Origin of the sequence: Streptomyces sp. NPDC013457 (genome assembly GCF_043089925.1) — a bacterium.
Taxonomy (GTDB): domain Bacteria; phylum Actinomycetota; class Actinomycetes; order Streptomycetales; family Streptomycetaceae; genus Streptomyces.
Window position 1 is genome coordinate 343,888 of sequence record NZ_JBICBL010000003.1, and the last position, 16,075, is coordinate 359,962.

Genomic DNA, 16,075 nt, shown 5'->3' on the forward strand with positions numbered 1-16,075 from the left:
GCCGTCGGGCGCACCCCGTCAGGCCCGTCCGGCTCCGGCTCCGCGCAGTGCCCTCGTGCGGCCCGCCTCGGCCCGCACCAGGTCCCTCGTCTCCAGGAAGGCCGCGAGCGGATCCTCCTCGACGAGCCCCCAGGGAAAGGTCGTCGCGTACGGACCGATCTTGCGGAACTCCTCCAGCGCGTCCGCCCAGCGTCCCCGCCTGACCAGCACGTACACCAGCAGATTGCGGACCTCGGCCGCCCACGGGTCGCCCTCGGGGAACTCCGCGGACAGTGCGATGCCCCGGTCCGCCGCGGCGTCCGTCCGGTCGTCGTGGACCGGGCCGTCGCCGGCGAGGAGCCGGGCGAAGGCCGCGTTGACCGGGAGCGCCCGGGCCAGGGAGCCCGGCGGCGCGTCCGCGGCGGCCTCCTCCGCGAAGTCGAAGCACTCGTGGTGCGAGCCGTACCACTGGGCCGACAGATACCGCAGCGCGGCGACATGGCAGCCGTAGTGGTGCGGTGAGCGCCGCACGGCCTGCTCCCACAGCGCCTCGAAGGCCGTGTGCCCGGCATGGGTGCCCCGAGCGTGGTCCAGGGCGAGCCGCCACGGCACCGGGTCGCGCGGCGAGGCCTCGGCGGCCGCGTCGATCAGCGGTCCGAGTTCGCGCAGCCGCTCGGAGCGGGCCGGCGACTCCCAGGCCCTGCGCACCGCCAGCTCCGCCTTGACGAGCAGGGCGTCCGGGTCGCGGGGCGAGACGGCCAGCCAGTGGGCCAGCCACCCGTCACGGCTGTACGCGAAGGTGGCGAGCCGCGCCACGTACCGGTCGCGCTTCTCCCATTCGGCCGCGTCCCGGGTCGTCGCGAGCAGCTTCGCGGCGGGTTCGGGGTCGGCGAGCGCCGCCGCCACCAGGGCCGGGGCGAGCCTGTCGTCCGGCGCGTCGAGCAGCACGTCGTCGTCCGGCGGCAGGGCGGCGTCGAGCCGCGGTGCAAGCCGGAGCATCCGGGCGGTGCCGATCAGGGCGCGGAGCAGAGACATCGTGCGGACCATTCAAAAACCGCAGGTGGGGGCGGCGCCAGTGGGGGACTGTGAAGCTTTGGTAGCGGCAGGAAAGTTGTCCTGCGGGAGGTCAAGACAGCGTAAAGAAAGGGGTGGGAGTCGGCACAATCCGCCCCCCACGCCCCATCCGTCACCCCCGTCGCAACAGCCTCGACGCTCCCGCCGCCACCGTCGTCGCCAGCACCCAGCCGAGCAGGATGAGCGCCGTCGCGACCCACTGCCAGAGGCCTTCCAGCCGCCAGTAGCCGTCCTGGCCGAGATTGATCACCGGCAGCAGCAGATCCAGCGCGTACAGCGTGGCGTTCCAGTGGGGCGACTCCTCCGCCTTCAGCGGCACCGGGTCGTGCCGCGAGAACGCCAGCGCCCCGGCCGCCCAGAGCACCGCCATCCACAGCGCCGCCCGGCCCGGCCGGTAGCCGTACGCCACCGTCCAGTCCTGGAGATAGCCCCAGAGCTTCCCGGCCACCGGCAGCGTCTCCCGGCGCCGCCGCTGCTTGGCGAGCAGTACGACCCGGGCGTCCGCGTCCTCCCCGCTGTTGCGCAGCACCGTCGCCAGCCGCTCGTACGGCTCCGGGGCGTACTCCGGGGTCGCCGCCGCCACCCACTCCAGACGGCGCGTCAGCGGGAAGTGTCCGTACGGCACGAGGTTCTCGTAGACGAAGCCGTTCATGGAGAGGCCGCCCGGGCCCGGCCAGCTCGTGGACAGGTCGATCAGCGTCACCACCCGGGCGCCGTTGAGCACCACCCGCCCCTCCTCCGGGCGCTCCCCGTTGAACCGCAGCTCCGGCGTGGCGATCCGGCGCAGCGACACCTCCTCCCGGCTCGCACCGTTCAGCATGAACCGCGCGTAGTGCAGGTCCACCGCGTCGCCGAACCGTCCGTCGTCGAGGCGCACCCCGCCGTGGCACTCCACCGGTTTTCGCCGGGCGCCGCGCACCGGGGTGTACCCCACGCCGTACGGGGGAGTGGCCGTCGAGTTCCCCGAGCCCTCGTACACCCACGCCGCGTTCAGATAGAGCGAGCGCTCCACCGTCAGCTGCGGCGCGTTCAGCGCGCGGCGCTGCTGCGCGCCGCGCAGCACGCTGCCCCGCAGGCTCAGCGACACGCCCACCTTCGCCCCGCGCAGGCTCAGCTCGCCGTACGTCTCGATCAGCTCGGCCTGGAGGTCCTGCGCCACCACCAGCCCGTCCGCCGTGATCGCCCGGCCGCGCCGGTCGGGCCACACCCGGATCTGGTTGATCAGCAGATCGGTGCCTATCTGCGCGTCCGTCAGCCGGATCCCGCGCTGAACGCGGCAGCGCGGCAGATGCAGATCCCCCTCCGTGTGCAGCCGCGCCGCCTCGAGGCGCGGGATCGCGCACTCCACCATCCGCACCGTGCCGAAACGCGCCTCCGGCAGCACGATCTCCTGGTCGAAACGGCAGCGGTTCCATTCCACGTACGGGTCGATCGTCCCGCCGGCCAGATTGAGCACGCCGGTGATCCGCACGCCGCGCAGCTTCAGCGCCGCGACCCGCCCGGCCCGGGCCTGCGGGCCGTCGAGCAGCAGCAGCGCCACCACCTCGGCCCGCACACTGCGCTGCTCGCCCCACGCCTCCGCCCCGAACGGGTCGTCCCGTGCCGCGTCCCCCTCGCTCAGATCACAGCTCCTGCCGATCCGGAAAGCCCGCCACATGGCCCGCTCCGGGCTCGTCAGACCGTCCGGCATTCCGTCCTCGTGCGGCTCGGTCACTGCCGCCCCCTCGCTTTCCACGAACCCGCTTCCCTGGATTCGTACAGCCGTTCTTCCCGCTGAGTGACGGACTGAACGCTAACGGTCAGCTGTGGCGACTAGACGCCACTGTGGCTCGTATCAGCCAGTGATACGGACGTCCGACGCTTGTGGGGCGTCTGCGAGAATTGACCCGTGATCTCTCGTATCGACCTGCGCGGCGACGCCCTCCCCGAGGGTGGCGCACTGCGCGACCTGCTGCCCCGTGCCGAGTTCGACGTGGAAGCCGCCCTGGAGAAGGTGCGGCCCATCTGCGAGGACGTCCATCATCGGGGCGACGCGGCACTGGTCGAGTACGCGGAGAAGTTCGACGGCGTGAGGCTGGAGCACGTCCGCGTGCCGGCCGAGGCGCTCGGCGCGGCCCTGGAGCAGCTCGACCCGGCCGTCCGCGCGGCCCTGGAGGAGTCCATCCGGCGGACCAGGATCGTCCACCGCGCCCAGCGCCGTACGACGCACACCACCCAGGTCGTGCCCGGCGGCACGGTCACCGAGAAGTGGATCCCCGTCCAGCGCGTCGGCCTCTACGCGCCCGGCGGCCGCTCCGTGTACCCCTCCTCCGTGATCATGAACGTCGTCCCGGCGCAGGAAGCGGGCGTGGAGTCCGTCGCGCTCGCGTCCCCGCCGCAGAAGGAGTTCGGCGGGCTGCCGCACCCCACGATCCTCGCCGCCTGCGCACTGCTCGGCGTCGACGAGGTGTACGCGGCCGGAGGCGCCCAGGCCGTCGCGATGTTCGCGTACGGCACCGAGTCCTGCGCCCCCGCCAACATGGTCACCGGCCCCGGCAACATCTGGGTCGCCGCCGCCAAGCGGTACTTCACCGGCCGGATCGGCATCGACGCCGAGGCCGGGCCGACCGAGATCGCGATCCTCGCGGACTCCACGGCCGACCCGGTGCACGTCGCCGCCGACCTCATCAGCCAGGCCGAGCACGACCCGATGGCCGCCGCCGTCCTCGTCACCGACTCCGAGGAGCTGGCCGAGGCCACCGAGGCCGAGCTGAAGACCCAGGTCGCGGCCACCAAGCACATCGACGACCGGGTCGTCCCCGCCCTCGCCGGCAAGCAGTCCGCGATCGTCCTCGTCAGGGACCTGGAGGACGGCCTCAAGGTCGTCGACGCGTACGGCGCCGAGCACCTGGAGATCCAGACCGCCGACGCCGCCGCGCGCGCCGAGCGCGTCCGCAACGCGGGCGCGATCTTCGTCGGCCCCTGGGCCCCCGTCTCCCTCGGCGACTACTGCGCCGGATCCAACCACGTACTGCCCACCGGCGGGTGCGCCTGCCACTCCTCGGGCCTGTCCGTGCAGTCCTTCCTGCGCGGCGTCCACATCGTGGACTACACCCGGGACGCCCTCGCCGAGGTCACCCACCACGTGGTCACCCTCGCCGAGGCCGAGGACCTGCCCGCGCACGGTGCCGCGCTCAAGGCCCGGTTCGGTTGGAAGGTGCCAGAAAGCAAGTGACCTCGAACGACACCATCCGGATCGACGACCTTCCGATCCGCGACGAGCTGAAGGGCAAGTCCCCCTACGGCGCGCCCCAGCTCGACGTCCCCGTGCAGCTGAACACCAACGAGAACCCGTACCCGCTGCCCGAGCCCCTCGTGGCCCGGATCGCGGAGCGGGTCGCCGAAGCCGCCCGCGGCCTCAACCGCTACCCCGACCGGGACGCGATCGAGCTGCGCACCGAGCTCGCCCGCTACCTCACCCGTACCGGAAAACACCCCGTCGCCGTCGGGAACGTCTGGGCCGCCAACGGTTCCAACGAGGTCCTCCAGCAGCTGCTGCAGACCTTCGGCGGCCCCGGCCGCACCGCCATCGGCTTCGAGCCCTCGTACTCGATGCACGCGCTGATCGCGCGCGGCACCGGCACCGGCTGGATCTCGGGGCCGCGCAACGACGACTTCACCATCGACGTCGAGGCGGCCGGGAAGGCGATCGCCGAGAACCGGCCCGACGTCGTCTTCGTCACCTCGCCCAACAACCCCACCGGCACGGCGGTGGAGGCCGAGACGGTCCTCGCCCTCTACGAGGCCGCCCAGGCGGCCAAGCCCTCGCTCGTCGTCGTCGACGAGGCGTACGTCGAGTTCAGCCACCGGGACTCACTCCTGCCGCTGATCGAGGGCCGGCCGAACCTGGTCGTCTCCCGCACCATGTCCAAGGCCTTCGGCGCGGCCGGTCTGCGCCTGGGCTACCTCGCCGCGCACCCGGCCGTGGTCGACGCCGTGCAGCTCGTACGGCTGCCGTACCACCTCTCCGCCGTCACCCAGGCCACCGCCCTCGCCGCCCTGGAGCACACCGATACGCTCCTCGGGTACGTCGAGCAGCTCAAGACCGAGCGGGACCGCCTCGTCACCGAGCTGCGGGCGATCGGCTACGAGGTCACCGAGTCCGACGCCAACTTCGTCCAGTTCGGCCACTTCGACGGAGTCGAGGGCTCCCACGAGGCCTGGGCGAAGATCCTCGACCGGGGTGTCCTGGTCCGGGACAACGGCGTACCGGGCTGGCTGCGGGTCACCGCCGGCACCCCCGAAGAGAATGACGCGTTCCTCGATGCGGTTCGCGCACTGAAGAAGGAGCAGAGCTCATGAGCCGCGTTGGCAGAGTCGAGCGCACCACCAAGGAGACCTCCGTCGTCGTCGAGATCGACCTCGACGGCACCGGCAAGGTCGATGTCGCCACCGGCGTCGGGTTCTACGACCACATGCTCGACCAGCTCGGCCGCCACGGGCTCTTCGACCTCACCGTCAAGACCGACGGCGACCTGCACATCGACTCGCACCACACCATCGAGGACACCGCCCTCGCCCTCGGCGCCGCCTTCAAGCAGGCGCTCGGCGACAAGGTCGGCATCTACCGCTTCGGCAACTGCACCGTCCCGCTGGACGAGTCGCTCGCCCAGGTGACCGTCGACCTCTCCGGCCGCCCGTACCTGGTGCACACCGAGCCCGAGAACATGGCGCCGATGATCGGCTCCTACGACACGACCATGACCCGTCACATCTTCGAGTCCTTCGTGGCGCAGGCGCAGATCGCGCTCCACATCCACGTGCCGTACGGGCGCAACGCCCACCACATCGTGGAGTGCCAGTTCAAGGCGCTGGCCCGGGCCCTGCGCTACGCCTCCGAGCGCGACCCGCGCGCGGCCGGCATCCTGCCTTCCACGAAGGGCGCGCTCTAACTCCATGACCGGCCTCTCCACCATCCTCATCGTCGTCGGTCTCTTCCTCGCCGGCGGTGTGTACTCCTTCTCCAAGCAGGAGCTGCCCAAGGGCGTGATCGTCCTCCTCGCCGTCGCCTCCGCGATGTGCCTGGTCGCGGGCGTCCTCCGGATTCAGGGGATCTGGGAATGAGCACTGCGCGTACTTCCAAGAAGGTCGTCGTCTTCGACTACGGCTTCGGCAACGTCCGCTCCGCCGAGCGGGCCCTCGCCCATGTCGGCGCCGAGGTCGAGATCACCCGCGACTACGACAGGGCCATGAACGCCGACGGACTCCTCGTCCCCGGCGTCGGCGCCTTCTCCGCCTGCATGAAGGGCCTCAAGGAGGCCCGCGGCGAGTGGGTCGTCGACCGCCGCCTCTCCGGCGGCCGCCCCGTCATGGGGATCTGCGTCGGCATGCAGATCCTCTTCGCCCGGGGCATCGAGCACGGCGTGGAGACCGAGGGCCTCGACGAGTGGCCCGGTACGGTCGAGCCGCTGAAGGCCCCGGTCGTGCCCCACATGGGCTGGAACACCGTCGAGGCGCCCGAGGACAGCGAGCTGTTCGCGGGCCTCGACGCCGACGCCCGGTTCTACTTCGTGCACTCCTACGGAGTGCGGGAGTGGACCCTGGAGGTCGGCAACCCGAACATGCGTGCCCCCAAGGTCACCTGGGCCACCCACGGCGAGCCGTTCGTCGCGGCCGTCGAGAACGGCGCCCTGTGGGCGACCCAGTTCCACCCCGAGAAGTCCGGCGACGCCGGAGCGCAGCTGCTCACCAACTGGATCGGAACCCTGTGACTGTGTCTTCTGACAGCGTGCTCGAACTCCTCCCCGCCGTCGACGTCCGCGACGGCCAGGCCGTCCGCCTGGTGCACGGGGAGTCCGGTACGGAGACCTCCTACGGCTCCCCGCTGGAGGCCGCTCTCGCCTGGCAGCGCTCCGGCGCCGAGTGGCTGCACCTGGTCGACCTGGACGCCGCCTTCGGCACCGGCGACAACCGTGAGCTGATCGCCGAGGTCGCCAAGGCGATGGACATCAAGGTCGAGCTCTCCGGCGGCATCCGCGACGACGCCTCGCTCGCCGCCGCCCTCGCCACCGGCTGCACCCGCGTCAACCTGGGCACCGCCGCGCTGGAGACCCCCGAGTGGGTCGCCAAGGTCATCGCCGAGCACGGCGACAAGATCGCCGTCGGCCTCGACGTGCGCGGCACGACCCTGCGCGGCCGCGGCTGGACCCGCGACGGCGGCGACCTCTACGAGACGCTCGCCCGCCTCGACTCCGAGGGCTGCTCCCGCTACGTCGTCACCGACATCGCCAAGGACGGCACGCTCCAGGGCCCCAACCTGGAGCTGCTGAAGAACGTCTGCGCCGCCACCGACAAGCCCGTCGTCGCCTCCGGGGGCGTGTCCTCCCTGGACGACCTGCGCGCCCTGTCCGGGCTCGTCCCGCTGGGGGTCGAGGGCGCGATCGTCGGCAAGGCGCTGTACGCCGAGGCGTTCACCCTGGAGGAGGCGCTGGAGGCGGTGGCTTCCGTATGAGCGACGGCGTGAAGAAGGTCGTCACCGGCGCCCCCTGGGAGGAGCAGTTCGGCTACTCCCGCGCGGTGGAGCTGCCGAACGGCCTGGTCCTCGTCGCCGGCTGTACGTCGGTGGTCGGCGGCCAGATCGCCGGCGGAGGCCCGTACGAGCAGGCCGTCAACTCGTTCAACGTGGCCTTCGACGCCCTCAAGAAGCTCGGTCTGGGCCCGGAGGACGTCGTCCGGACCCGGATGTACATCACGCACGCGCGGGACGTGGAGGAGGTCGGCCGCGCCCACAAGGAGCTGTTCGACGCCGTCCGCCCGGCCGCTTCGATGATCATCGTCTCCGGCTTCGTCGACCCGAGCCTGGTCGTCGAGGTCGAGGTCGAGGCCTACCGGAGTGGTGCGGAATGAGCCTCGCCGTACGGGTGATCCCCTGCCTGGACGTGGACAACGGCCGCGTCGTGAAGGGCGTCAACTTCCAGAACCTGCGTGACGCGGGCGACCCCGTCGAGATGGCGAAGCTGTACGACGCCGAGGGCGCCGACGAGCTGACCTTCCTCGACATCACCGCCTCCTCCGGCAACCGGGAGACGACCTACGACGTGGTGCGCCGCACCGCCGAGCAGGTCTTCATCCCGCTGACCGTGGGCGGCGGGGTGCGTGCGGCGGAGGACGTCGACAAGCTGCTGCGCGCCGGTGCCGACAAGGTGGGCGTGAACACGGCCGCCATCGCCCGGCCCGAGCTGATCCGCGAGATCGCGGAGCGCTTCGGCCGCCAGGTGCTCGTCCTCTCCGTGGACGCCCGGCGTACGGCCTCCGGGGCGTTCGAGGTGACGACGCACGGCGGTCGCAAGGGCACCGGCATCGACGCCGTCGAGTGGGCGCACCGGGCCGCCGAGCTGGGCGCGGGCGAGATCCTGCTCAACTCGATGGACGCGGACGGAACGAAGGACGGCTACGACACCGAGATGATCGCGGCCGTGCGCAGGCACGTGACCGTGCCGGTGATCGCTTCCGGCGGCGCCGGCCGGCTGTCCGACTTCCCGCCGGCCATCGAGGCGGGCGCGGACGCGGTGCTGGCCGCCTCGGTGTTCCACTTCGGCGACCTGCGGATCTCCGAGGTCAAGGGCGCACTGCGGGACGCGGGCCACGCGGTCCGCTGAGCAGCGCTTCCAGGAAGGCCCCCGGTCGGGGGCCTTTCTTTCCGAAAGATGTGCAGGATTATTTGTGCAATTTCAGTTGTGCAAGGTTTCTTTCGCATCTACGGTCGTGGGCATGACCTCGCAGGAGAACCGCCGGATCACCGATCTCGGCACCCTCAAGGCCCTCTCGCACCCGCTGCGGATGCGCCTCTACCGCGCCCTCTTCGTCGCCCGCACCGCCACCGCGTCCCAGCTCGCCGACCAGGTCGACGAGGCGGTCTCCCTCGTCAGCTATCACCTGCGCAAACTGGCCGAGCACGACCTCATCGAGGAGGCGCCGGGACACTCCGCCGACGGCCGCGAGCGCTGGTGGCAGCCCAGCTCGTACGGCGTCTCCATCCGGGACGAGGACGTCCGGAGCACACCCGAGCTGGTCGCCGCCGGCGACGCCCTCGGACGCACGATCAACGAGCAGCGGTCCGAACTCCACCGCCGCTTCCTCGACGAGCGGCTCACCTGGTCCGACGAGTGGCGCTCCGCCTCCATCAGCTCCGAGTGGCTGCCCCGCCTGACCGCGTCCGAACTCGCCGCGCTCGGCGGGGAGCTCGACGAGCTGCTCAAGAAGTACGACCAGGCCGCCCGCGCCGCCGAGCGGGCCGGTGACACCGACGGCCGCGAGAACGTCGCCATCCACCTCCACGGCTTCCCCTACCGCTCATGACGGCGCTCACCGCCGTCCGAGCCGCCCGGCCCGCCCACCGCGACCCGAACGTCCTGCGCTGGCTCGGCGCCTACAGCGCCTCCACCCTCGGCGACAGCGTCTACCACCTCGCCCTCTCCTGGTCCGCCGTACGCGGCGGCACCCCCGCCGAGGCCGGGCTCGTCATGGCCGTCAGCGCCGTGCCGCGAGCCCTGCTCATGCTCGGCGGGGGAGTGATCGCCGACCGCTTCGGGCCGCGCCGGGTCGTGGTCCTCTCCGACACCGTCCGCTGCCTGGTCGTCCTCGGTGTGGCCGCCCTCGTGCTCCTCACGAGCCCGGCCCTCTGGGCGCTGGCCGCCGTCGCCCTCGTCTTCGGCGCCGTCGACGCCGTCTTCCTGCCGGCCGTCGGCGCGCTGCCGCCCCGGATCGCCCCCCGCGAGGAGCTCGCCCGCGTCCAGGGGATGCGCGGGCTCGCCTATCGCGCCGGGCTCGTCCTCGGCGCCCCGTTCGGCGGCCTTGCCGTCGCCCTCGGCGGACCGGCGGCCGCGTTCGGAGCCGCAGGGCTCCTCTTCGCCTTCTCCCTGCCCCTGCTCCTGAGGCTCCGGATCGCCCCGCTGCCCGGCGACGAGCCCGTCCGCGACGGCACCGCACTGCGCGACCTCGCCGACGGACTGCGCTACATCCGCCGGCACCGCGTCCTCGGCCCGCTGATGATCGTCGTCGCGCTCAGCGACCTCGGCTTCGTCGGCCCCCTCAACGTCGGGCTCGCACTCCTCGCCGACCGGCGCGGCTGGGGCGCCGCGGGCATCGGCTGGGTCCTCGCCGGATTCGGCGCCGGAGCGGCCGCCGCCTCGCTGCTGCTGACCGTGCGGGGCCGGATACCCCGCGCCGGGGCCGTCATGGCCTGGACGATCACCCTCGGTGCGGGCTCGATCGGCGCCCTCGCCCACGTACCGCAGCTGCCCGTCGCCGTCGCCGTGTCCGTCTCCGTCGGCCTGCTCGCGGGACTCAGCGGCGCGCTCTGCGGCGCGCTCACCCAGACGGAGTGCGACCCGGCGTACCTCGGGAGGGTGACAGCCGTCTCCAGCTTCTTCAGCCTCGGCGTCGCCCCGCTGAGCTTCCCCCTCACCGGGGCGGCGATCGGCCTGTGGGGACTCGCCCCGGTGTACACCGCCAGCGCCGCGGTCTGCGCGCTCGGCGGCGTGTACGGACTCTCCGTACGGGCCCTGCGCCGCGCGGAACTGCCCCGACGGGACGCCGCCCGACCGTCCGGGGGCTAGATGCCCAGCTGCTTCGTCTCGTGCAGGCGGTCGATCGCGTCCTGGTCCCCGTCCAGCTCCACCTTCGCCTGGTCCTGGCGGCCGAAGACGAACATCGTCAGCTCGCCCGGCTCCCCGGAGACCGTCACCACCGGGGTGCCGCGGTGGGCCACCGCCGTCTGGCCGTTCGGGCGGCGCAGCACCAGGCCCACCGGGGCCCTGCGGCCCAGCAGCTTCGCGCCCTTCTCCAGACGGGACCAGAGGGCGTCCGAGAAGACCGGGTCCAGCTCGCGCGCCGACCACTCCGGCTGGGCGCGCCGCACGTCCTCCGCGTGGACATAGAACTCGACGATGTTCGCCCCCTCGTCCACCTGCTTGATCGTGAACGGGGACATCCGCGGCGGCCCCGTGCGGATGAGCCGGATCAGCTCCTCGTAGGGCTTCTCCGCGAACTCCGCCTGCACCCGGTCGAGCCGCGCCTTCAACACCGGTACGACCGTTCCGGCGGCCGCGTCCGGACGGCGTTCGCGCACCACCACATGGGCCGCGAGGTCACGGGTCAGCCAGCCCTCGCAGAGTGTCGGGGCATCGGGCCCGGCCGCCTCCAACAGGTCGGCGAGCAGAAGGCGTTCACGCTTCGCATGGGTCGACATGCTCGCCAGCGTACGGCCGCCGCCCGCGGTCCGCCCAGTGGACGGTCATCCGGACGCACCCGCCGGTCACGGCACAATGGCCCCATGAGCAGCAATCTCGACCCGGCCATCGCCGCCCGCCTCAAGCGCAGCCCGGACGGCCTCGTCCCGGCCATCGCCCAGCAGTACGACACCGGCGAGGTGCTGATGCTCGGCTGGATGGACGACGAGGCCCTCCACCGCACCCTCACCACCGGCCGCTGCACCTACTGGTCGCGCAGCCGCCAGGAGTACTGGGTCAAGGGCGACACCTCCGGCCACGTCCAGCACGTCAAGTCCGTCGCGCTCGACTGCGACGCCGACACCGTGCTCGTCAAGGTCGACCAGATCGGCGCCGCCTGCCACACCGGCGCGCGGACCTGTTTCGACGCCGACGTCCTGCCCCTGGGCAAGTAGGGTCTGGCGCCATGGATCTCGAGACCTTCCGCAAGCTGGCGGCAGACCGCCGTGTCATCCCCGTCAGCCGCCGCCTCCTCGCGGACGGGGACACCCCGGTCGCGCTCTACCGGAAGCTCGCCGCCGAGCGCCCCGGCACGTTCCTCCTCGAATCCGCCGAGAACGGCCGCTCCTGGTCGCGCTACTCCTTCATCGGGGTCCGCAGCGACGCCGCCCTCACCGTCCGCGACGGCCGCGCGCACTGGCTGGGCACCCCGCCCGTCGGCGTACCCACGGACGGCGACCCGCTCGCCGCGCTCCGCGCCACCGTCGAGGCCCTCCACACTCCGCGCGACCTCGCCTCCGGCATGCCGCCCTTCACCGGCGGCATGGTCGGCTACCTCGGCTACGACGTCGTCCGCCGCCTGGAGCGCATCGGCGACTCCACCCGGGACGACCTGGAACTCCCCGAGCTGACCATGCTGCTCACCAGCGACCTCGCCGTCCTGGACCACTGGGACGGCACGGTCCTGCTGATCGCCAACGCGATCAACCACAACGACCTGGAGACCGGGGTCGACGAGGCGTACGCCGGCGCCGTCGCCCGGCTCGACGCCATGCAGGCCGACCTGGCCCGCCCCGTCGCCTCCGTGCCCGCCGCGCTCCCGCCGTCCGAGCTGCCGGAGTTCTCCGCCCTCTGGGGCGGCCAGGCCTACCAGGACGCCGTCGAGGACATCAAGGAGCGGATCCGGGCCGGCGAGGCCTTCCAGGTGGTCCCCTCGCAGCGCTTCGAGACCCCCTGCCACGCCTCGGCGCTCGACGTCTACCGGGTCCTGCGGGCCACCAACCCGTCCCCGTACATGTACCTCTTCCGCTTCGAGAACGGCTTCGACGTCGTCGGATCCAGCCCCGAGGCGCTGGTCAAGGTCGAGGACGGGCAGGCGATGGTGCACCCCATCGCCGGCACCCGGCACCGCGGCGCGACCCCGCAGGAGGACCACGACCTCGCCGAGGAACTGCTCGCCGACCCCAAGGAGAGGGCCGAGCACCTGATGCTCGTCGACCTCGGCCGCAACGACCTTGGCCGGGTCTGCGAGCCGGGTTCGGTGGAGGTCGTCGACTTCATGTCGATCGAGCGGTACTCGCACGTCATGCACATCGTCTCGACCGTGACCGGACGGGTCGCCGAGGGGCGGACCGCCTTCGACGTCCTCACCGCCTGCTTCCCCGCCGGCACGCTGTCCGGCGCGCCGAAGCCGCGCGCCATGCAGATCATCGAGGAGCTCGAACCCTCCCGGCGCGGACTGTACGGCGGCTGCGTCGGCTACCTCGACTTCGCCGGCGACTCCGACACCGCGATCGCCATCCGTACGGCCCTGCTGCGTGACGGCACCGCGTACGTGCAGGCGGGAGCGGGTGTCGTCGCCGATTCCGACCCGGTCGCGGAGGACAACGAGTGCCGCAACAAGGCCGCCGCCGTGCTCCGTGCCGTGCACACCGCCAACCGGATGAACGGCGCGTGACGGCGTAAGGGATAGTGGGGTACGTGAGTGCTGTTCCCGTACCCCAGCCCCGAGCCGCTCGCGCGGACGGCGCCGCCGCCGCGTCCGGCGGCCGCCGCAGCCTGGCCGCGGCTCTCCTGCTCGGCGCCCTCGGTGCCACCGTCGTACTGCTGTCCGCGGGCCAGATCTGGGCCGAGGGCACGGCGTCGGTCGGCGGCGGCACGGTGCCCGTCGAGGCCGACGGCGGCGCCGTCACCGGCGTACCGACGGCGCTCGCGATCGTCGGCCTCGCCGCGCTCGTCGCCGTCTTCGCCGTCCGCCGCGCCGGCCGCACCCTGGTCTCCGGCCTCCTCGCGCTCAGCGGCGCGGGAGCGGCGGCCGCCGCGTTCCTCGGCGCGTCCGACGGCGCCGCGCTGGACGCCGAGGCGGCCCGGATCTCCGGCGACACCGCGGCGACGGTCGCGGGCCTCACGCACACCGCGTGGCCGTACGTCACGGCCGGCGGCGCGCTGCTGATCCTCGTCGCGGGGCTGCTCGCGCTGCGGTTCGGCACGCGCTGGCCGACGATGGGCGGACGGTACGAGCGGACCGGCACGCCCCGTGCGGCGCGCCGGGCCCCGGCCGTGTCGCCGGACCGGCCCGAGGACCTGTGGAAGGCCCTGGACCGCGGCGAGGACCCGACGCGCGAGGGATGATCGCGGAGGCCGGACGCGACGCGTGATCGTCGCACCACCCCGATTCATCCTCGCGCCCCTGTGTGCGGGACAATGAACCACGAGTGTCCGCGCACGCGAGACCTCACCATCGAGCCACCGAGCAACAGCAACGAGGAGCAACTCATGGCGGGCAGCGCCCACGGACACACCCCGGCCGCCTGGACCGGTGTCATCATCTCCTTCATCGGCTTCTGCGTCGCCGGAGTCTTCATGGTGGCCGCCAACGTGGCCGGCTTCTGGGCCGGCATGGCCGTCGTCCTGCTGGGCGGCGTGATCGGCCTGGCGATGAAGGTGGCGGGCCTGGGCATGCCGAAGGAGTCGGCGGCGGTCGCCGCGGCCCGCGAGACGGCGACGGCGAAGGCGCGCGCCGTCTGAGGGACGACGTACGCGACGCGACCAGCGACACGCGCGAAGGCGCAGTCCGGCGGGGCCGGGCTGCGCCTTCGCGCGTGAGGCGCGAGAATCACCGCGTGGACGCCAACCCCGAGCCCTTCTCGCACGCAGATCCCGCGGCCGCTTCGGCGGCGCCCCCTGCGGCAGCCGGCTCCGGCAGAGCCGTGCCGGCTCCTGCCGCCGGATCTCCGGACGAGCCCGGGCCCCCGTCCCCGCCGCGCGCGAACCCGGCCGAGCCCGTCCACGGGGCGGCCGCGGCGGGTCCGGCCGGGGACTTCCGGGGTCCAGGGAGCCCGCCGTTCCACGGCGTGCTCGACGCGGCCGGGGCCCCGGGGCACGTTCCCGGGCAGCCCGAAGGGCCCGGCTGCCGGGCCGGGCGGGCCGTGGCGCGGCGTCTGCCGGTGCCGGTCGGGGTGCTCGGCGGGGCCGCCGTCGCCTTCGCGTACGTCGGGGCCGTCGATCCCAACGAGCCCGGGCACTATCCCGTCTGCCCGCTGCTCCGCTTCACCGGGCTGTACTGCCCCGGCTGCGGCGGCCTGCGCAGCGCCCACGCCTTCGTCCACGGCGACCTCGCCGCCGCGTTCGGCGCCAACGCCCTCGCCGTCGTCGGCTACGGCCTCTTCGCCGTCGTCATGGCCCTGTGGCTGATTCGCGCCGTACGCGGCGTGCCCATGAGGATCGGCGTCACCCCCGCCTGGGGGTGGGCGATCGGCGCCCTCCTCGCCCTCTTCACCCTTGTGCGGAACCTTCCGTTCGGCTCCGCGCTCGCCCCCTGATCCCGCACCGGAAGTCCCAGTGGGTGGGACGCATCTCTGCCGGATGCGAGTCCGGACCCTCGGTGCGGATACCATCGACATGGCTGAACCTGGTTCATCTGCACCACCGCCACCATCACCGTCCCGGAAGGGGGCCTCTCGCGTGAGTGTGCTCGACGAGATCATCGAAGGCGTGCGCGCCGACCTCGCAGAGCGGCAGGCGCGGGTCTCCCTCGACGAGCTCAAGGAGCGCGCCGCCAAGGCGCCGCAGGCCAAGGACGGCGTCGCCGCACTGCGCGGCGAGGGCGTCACCGTGATCTGCGAGGTCAAGCGCTCCAGCCCGTCCAAGGGCGCGCTCGCCGCGATCGCCGACCCGGCCGGTCTGGCCGCGGACTACGAGGCGGGCGGCGCCGCCGTCATCTCCGTGCTGACCGAGGAGCGCCGCTTCGGCGGCTCGCTCGCCGACCTGGAGGCCGTGCGTGCCCGGGTCGACATCCCGGTCCTGCGCAAGGACTTCATCGTCACGGCGTACCAGCTGTGGGAGGCCCGTGCCTACGGCGCCGACCTCGCCCTCCTGATCGTCGCCGCCCTCGAGCAGGAGGCCCTGGTCTCCCTGATCGAGCGCGCCGAGTCCATCGGCCTGACGCCGCTGGTCGAGGTCCACGACGAGGACGAGGTCGAGCGTGCCGTCGACGCCGGCGCCCGGATCATCGGCGTCAACGCGCGGAACCTCAAGACCCTCAAGGTCGACCGCTCCACCTTCGAGCGCGTCGCCCCCGAGATCCCGGCCGGCATCGTCAAGGTCGCCGAGTCCGGCGTCCGCGGGCCGCACGACCTCATCGCGTACGCCAACGCCGGCGCCGACGCGGTCCTGGTCGGCGAGTCCCTCGTGACCGGCCGCGACCCGAAGGCCGCCGTCGCCGACCTCGTCGCCGCCGGCGCCCACCCCGCCCTGCGCCACGGGCGGGGCTGACCCCGCCATGACCCCGCACCGCGCCACGCCCACCACCCAGG

19 protein-coding genes are annotated in these 16,075 nt (G+C 72.8%); 16 read left to right on the top strand and 3 right to left on the bottom strand.

Annotated elements, in window-relative coordinates; translation table 11 throughout:
• Positions 1-18: 18 nt before the first annotated feature.
• Together ACF1G2_RS10390 and ACF1G2_RS10395 are read right to left on the bottom strand one after the other, a co-directional pair.
• Positions 19-1,026 carry a hypothetical protein gene (locus ACF1G2_RS10390; protein ID WP_391797876.1) on the bottom strand — a complete coding sequence of 336 codons (1,008 nt, stop codon included), beginning with the start codon at positions 1,024-1,026 and terminating at the stop codon, positions 19-21.
• Positions 1,027-1,165: 139 nt separating this feature from the next.
• Positions 1,166-2,767 carry an oxidoreductase gene (locus ACF1G2_RS10395; RefSeq protein ID WP_391797877.1) on the bottom strand — a complete coding sequence of 534 codons (1,602 nt, stop codon included), beginning with the start codon at positions 2,765-2,767 and terminating at the stop codon, positions 1,166-1,168.
• Between the two features lie 174 nt (positions 2,768-2,941).
• On the opposite strand from ACF1G2_RS10395, the gene hisD reads away from it, so the two are divergent.
• The 10 genes from hisD (at position 2,942) to ACF1G2_RS10445 (ending at position 10,649) form a co-directional block, all read left to right on the top strand.
• Positions 2,942-4,267 carry a histidinol dehydrogenase gene (hisD, locus tag ACF1G2_RS10400; protein WP_391797878.1) on the top strand — a complete coding sequence of 442 codons (1,326 nt, stop codon included), beginning with the start codon at positions 2,942-2,944 and terminating at the stop codon, positions 4,265-4,267.
• Positions 4,264-5,394 carry a histidinol-phosphate transaminase gene (locus tag ACF1G2_RS10405; RefSeq protein ID WP_391797879.1) on the top strand — a complete coding sequence of 377 codons (1,131 nt, stop codon included), beginning with the start codon at positions 4,264-4,266 and terminating at the stop codon, positions 5,392-5,394. Before hisD ends, ACF1G2_RS10405 begins: the two co-directional genes overlap by 4 nt.
• Positions 5,391-5,984 carry an imidazoleglycerol-phosphate dehydratase HisB gene (gene hisB / locus ACF1G2_RS10410; protein ID WP_158986436.1) on the top strand — a complete coding sequence of 198 codons (594 nt, stop codon included), beginning with the start codon at positions 5,391-5,393 and terminating at the stop codon, positions 5,982-5,984. The genes ACF1G2_RS10405 and hisB overlap by 4 nt, the downstream gene beginning before the upstream one ends.
• A 4-nt stretch (positions 5,985-5,988) precedes the next feature.
• Positions 5,989-6,156, top strand: coding sequence for a hypothetical protein (locus ACF1G2_RS10415; protein ID WP_175439076.1), 168 nt, complete (start codon positions 5,989-5,991; stop codon positions 6,154-6,156).
• The gene (gene hisH, locus ACF1G2_RS10420) at positions 6,153-6,803 is read left to right on the top strand and encodes an imidazole glycerol phosphate synthase subunit HisH (protein ID WP_391797880.1); all 651 of its coding nucleotides are present in this window, start codon (positions 6,153-6,155) and stop codon (positions 6,801-6,803) included. The genes ACF1G2_RS10415 and hisH overlap by 4 nt, the downstream gene beginning before the upstream one ends.
• 2 nt (positions 6,804-6,805) lie before the next feature.
• Positions 6,806-7,543, top strand: coding sequence for a bifunctional 1-(5-phosphoribosyl)-5-((5-phosphoribosylamino)methylideneamino)imidazole-4-carboxamide isomerase/phosphoribosylanthranilate isomerase PriA (priA, locus tag ACF1G2_RS10425; RefSeq protein ID WP_383292810.1), 738 nt, complete (start codon positions 6,806-6,808; stop codon positions 7,541-7,543).
• Positions 7,540-7,938, top strand: coding sequence for a RidA family protein (locus tag ACF1G2_RS10430; protein ID WP_391797881.1), 399 nt, complete (start codon positions 7,540-7,542; stop codon positions 7,936-7,938). Before priA ends, ACF1G2_RS10430 begins: the two co-directional genes overlap by 4 nt.
• Entirely contained in the window at positions 7,935-8,690 is a 756-nt protein-coding gene (gene hisF / locus ACF1G2_RS10435) for an imidazole glycerol phosphate synthase subunit HisF (protein ID WP_391797882.1), read from the top strand. Before ACF1G2_RS10430 ends, hisF begins: the two co-directional genes overlap by 4 nt.
• A 112-nt stretch (positions 8,691-8,802) precedes the next feature.
• Positions 8,803-9,390, top strand: a complete 588-nt coding sequence (locus ACF1G2_RS10440) for a helix-turn-helix domain-containing protein (protein ID WP_391797883.1) — start codon at positions 8,803-8,805, stop codon at positions 9,388-9,390.
• On the top strand, positions 9,387-10,649 hold the full coding sequence (locus ACF1G2_RS10445; RefSeq protein WP_391797884.1) for an MFS transporter: 1,263 nt from the start codon (positions 9,387-9,389) through the stop codon (positions 10,647-10,649). The genes ACF1G2_RS10440 and ACF1G2_RS10445 overlap by 4 nt, the downstream gene beginning before the upstream one ends.
• Here the strand turns inward: ACF1G2_RS10445 and ACF1G2_RS10450 are convergent.
• Positions 10,646-11,281, bottom strand: coding sequence for a TIGR03085 family metal-binding protein (locus ACF1G2_RS10450; protein WP_391797885.1), 636 nt, complete (start codon positions 11,279-11,281; stop codon positions 10,646-10,648). The two genes, ACF1G2_RS10445 and ACF1G2_RS10450, sit on opposite strands and share 4 nt — an antisense overlap.
• A gap of 84 nt (positions 11,282-11,365) precedes the next feature.
• Between ACF1G2_RS10450 and hisI the strand changes: the two genes are divergently transcribed.
• From hisI to trpC, 6 genes are all read left to right on the top strand, one after another.
• Entirely contained in the window at positions 11,366-11,716 is a 351-nt protein-coding gene (gene hisI / locus ACF1G2_RS10455) for a phosphoribosyl-AMP cyclohydrolase (RefSeq protein WP_352190540.1), read from the top strand.
• A gap of 11 nt (positions 11,717-11,727) precedes the next feature.
• A complete protein-coding gene (locus tag ACF1G2_RS10460) occupies positions 11,728-13,218 on the top strand; it encodes an anthranilate synthase component I (protein WP_391797886.1) in 1,491 nt (496 codons plus the stop codon).
• A 14-nt stretch (positions 13,219-13,232) separates the two neighbouring features.
• On the top strand, positions 13,233-13,892 hold the full coding sequence (locus ACF1G2_RS10465) for a TIGR02234 family membrane protein (RefSeq protein WP_391797887.1): 660 nt from the start codon (positions 13,233-13,235) through the stop codon (positions 13,890-13,892).
• A gap of 144 nt (positions 13,893-14,036) precedes the next feature.
• A complete protein-coding gene (locus ACF1G2_RS10470) occupies positions 14,037-14,288 on the top strand; it encodes an HGxxPAAW family protein (protein WP_391797888.1) in 252 nt (83 codons plus the stop codon).
• Between the two features lie 95 nt (positions 14,289-14,383).
• Positions 14,384-15,082, top strand: a complete 699-nt coding sequence (locus tag ACF1G2_RS10475) for a DUF2752 domain-containing protein (RefSeq protein WP_391797889.1) — start codon at positions 14,384-14,386, stop codon at positions 15,080-15,082.
• A 142-nt stretch (positions 15,083-15,224) separates the two neighbouring features.
• The gene (gene trpC, locus ACF1G2_RS10480) at positions 15,225-16,034 is read left to right on the top strand and encodes an indole-3-glycerol phosphate synthase TrpC (RefSeq protein WP_361432948.1); all 810 of its coding nucleotides are present in this window, start codon (positions 15,225-15,227) and stop codon (positions 16,032-16,034) included.
• Positions 16,035-16,075: the final 41 nt, after the last annotated feature.

Coding starts and splice junctions, on each gene's coding strand:
- ACF1G2_RS10470 (WP_391797888.1), top strand. CDS start 14,037: ATGGCGGGCAGCGCCCACGGACACACCCCGGCCGCCTGGACCGGTGTC.
- ACF1G2_RS10440 (WP_391797883.1), top strand. CDS start 8,803: ATGACCTCGCAGGAGAACCGCCGGATCACCGATCTCGGCACCCTCAAG.
- ACF1G2_RS10390 (WP_391797876.1), bottom strand. CDS start 1,026: ATGGTCCGCACGATGTCTCTGCTCCGCGCCCTGATCGGCACCGCCCGG.
- ACF1G2_RS10450 (WP_391797885.1), bottom strand. CDS start 11,281: ATGTCGACCCATGCGAAGCGTGAACGCCTTCTGCTCGCCGACCTGTTG.
- ACF1G2_RS10430 (WP_391797881.1), top strand. CDS start 7,540: ATGAGCGACGGCGTGAAGAAGGTCGTCACCGGCGCCCCCTGGGAGGAG.
- hisH (WP_391797880.1), top strand. CDS start 6,153: ATGAGCACTGCGCGTACTTCCAAGAAGGTCGTCGTCTTCGACTACGGC.
- hisB (WP_158986436.1), top strand. CDS start 5,391: ATGAGCCGCGTTGGCAGAGTCGAGCGCACCACCAAGGAGACCTCCGTC.
- ACF1G2_RS10460 (WP_391797886.1), top strand. CDS start 11,728: ATGGATCTCGAGACCTTCCGCAAGCTGGCGGCAGACCGCCGTGTCATC.
- hisF (WP_391797882.1), top strand. CDS start 7,935: ATGAGCCTCGCCGTACGGGTGATCCCCTGCCTGGACGTGGACAACGGC.
- ACF1G2_RS10415 (WP_175439076.1), top strand. CDS start 5,989: ATGACCGGCCTCTCCACCATCCTCATCGTCGTCGGTCTCTTCCTCGCC.
- hisI (WP_352190540.1), top strand. CDS start 11,366: ATGAGCAGCAATCTCGACCCGGCCATCGCCGCCCGCCTCAAGCGCAGC.
- ACF1G2_RS10445 (WP_391797884.1), top strand. CDS start 9,387: ATGACGGCGCTCACCGCCGTCCGAGCCGCCCGGCCCGCCCACCGCGAC.